Origin of the sequence: Scandinavium sp. (assembly GCF_036271055.1) — a bacterium.
Classification (GTDB): Bacteria; Pseudomonadota; Gammaproteobacteria; order Enterobacterales; family Enterobacteriaceae; genus Scandinavium.
The window spans coordinates 1-1747 of sequence record NZ_DATBBJ010000097.1 but is presented as its reverse complement, the minus strand read 5'-3'; the positions used below and the strand labels follow the sequence as shown (position 1 = coordinate 1747).

At 51.1% G+C, this 1747-nt stretch carries 4 protein-coding genes; all 4 read right to left on the bottom strand.

All coding sequences use genetic code 11. The features are described 5' to 3' along the window. Positions 1-60 precede the first annotated feature (60 nt). The 4 genes from rpmC to rplV are packed head-to-tail and all read right to left on the bottom strand — an operon-like array spanning position 61 to position 1723. Positions 61-252 (bottom strand): 50S ribosomal protein L29, encoded by a 192-nt coding sequence (gene rpmC, locus VH187_RS20060; protein WP_008457158.1) that lies wholly within the window; start codon positions 250-252, stop codon positions 61-63. Beyond that, positions 252-662, bottom strand: coding sequence for a 50S ribosomal protein L16 (gene rplP / locus VH187_RS20055; RefSeq protein WP_002438716.1), 411 nt, complete (start codon positions 660-662; stop codon positions 252-254). The genes rpmC and rplP overlap by 1 nt, the downstream gene beginning before the upstream one ends. Positions 663-674: 12 nt before the next feature. Further along, positions 675-1373: a 30S ribosomal protein S3 gene (gene rpsC / locus VH187_RS20050; RefSeq protein WP_006817277.1), complete on the bottom strand. Its 699-nt coding sequence runs from the start codon at positions 1371-1373 to the stop codon at positions 675-677. A gap of 17 nt (positions 1374-1390) precedes the next feature. Continuing rightward, positions 1391-1723, bottom strand: a complete 333-nt coding sequence (gene rplV / locus VH187_RS20045; RefSeq protein WP_002919773.1) for a 50S ribosomal protein L22 — start codon at positions 1721-1723, stop codon at positions 1391-1393. Positions 1724-1747 lie beyond the last annotated feature (24 nt).

The following is a 1747-nucleotide window of genomic DNA, read 5'->3' as shown; positions in this document are numbered from 1 at the left end:
TGGATTTCTCCATTTTATTGCTGACAACACGACCTTGCAGAGTACGGATTTTATCGGTCATTACGCACCCGCCTTCTGAGTCAGTAAAGTCTTAACACGTGCAACATCACGACGCACTTGCTTCAGCAGGTGAGTCTGTTGCAGCTGGCCACTTGCCGCTTGCATACGCAGGTTGAACTGCTCACGCAGCAGATTCAGCAGCTCGGTGTTCAGCTCTTCAACACTCTTTTCACGCAGCTCTTTTGCTTTCATTACATCACCGTCTTAGTTACAAAGGTGGTTTTAATCGGCAGTTTCGCTGCTGCCAGCTTGAATGCTTCACGGGCAAGCTCTTCAGGTACACCGTCCATTTCGTACAGGACTTTACCTGGTTGGATCAAGGCAACCCAATACTCTACGTTACCTTTACCTTTACCCATACGCACTTCAAGCGGCTTCTCGGTGATTGGTTTGTCCGGGAATACACGGATCCAGATCTTACCCTGACGCTTAACTGCACGTGTCATGGCACGACGTGCTGCTTCGATCTGACGTGCAGTCAGACGACCACGGCCAACAGCTTTCAGACCGAAAGTGCCGAAGCTAACATCCGTACCCTGCGCCAGACCACGGTTGCGGCCTTTGTGCACTTTACGGAATTTTGTACGCTTTGGTTGTAACATCAGCGACGCTCCTTATTTACGGCCTTTACGCTGCTGCTTTTTAGGTTGAGCAGCCGGTTCCGGTTGTTCAACAGCAGCCATACCACCCAGGATCTCGCCTTTGAAGATCCATACCTTAACGCCGATTACACCGTAAGTGGTGTGCGCTTCAGAGGTGTTGTAGTCAATGTCAGCACGCAGAGTGTGCAGCGGTACGCGACCTTCGCGGTACCATTCGGTACGTGCGATTTCCGCGCCGCCCAGACGGCCGCTAACTTCAACTTTGATCCCTTTAGCGCCCAGACGCATTGCGTTCTGTACAGCACGCTTCATAGCACGACGGAACATAACGCGACGTTCCAGCTGAGAAGTGATGCTGTCAGCAACCAATTTTGCGTCCAGTTCAGGCTTACGAACTTCGGCGATGTTGATCTGTGCAGGAACGCCAGCGATATCCGCTACGACCTTGCGCAGTTTTTCTACGTCTTCGCCTTTCTTACCGATAACGATGCCCGGGCGAGCAGTGTGAATAGTCACACGGATGCTCTTAGCCGGACGCTCGATGACGATACGAGATACGGACGCTTTTGCCAGTTCCTTAGTCAGGTACTGGCGGACTTTAAAATCGCTGTCCAGGTTGTCAGCGAATTCTTTGGTGTTCGCAAACCAGGTAGAGTTCCAAGGTTTTACAATACCCAGGCGAATACCATTAGGATGTACTTTCTGACCCATTGCTAGTCTCCAGAGTCTCAGCGATCGGACACAACCACAGTGATGTGGCTGGTGCGCTTCAGGATGCGATCTGCACGACCTTTTGCACGAGGCATAATGCGCTTCATGCTAGGGCCTTCGTCTACGAAGATTTTCGCGACTTTCAGATCGTCAATGTCAGCGCCATCGTTGTGTTCAGCGTTAGCAATGGCAGATTCCAGTACTTTCTTGACCAATACCGCAGCTTTCTTGTTGGTATAGGTCAGGATGTCCAGGGCCTGCGACACTTTCTTACCGCGAATCAGGTCAGCAACAAGGCGAACCTTCTGAGCAGAAGAACGAGCATGGCGATGTTGAGCTAAAGTTTCCATCTCTTCCTCCTACCTTATTTCTTC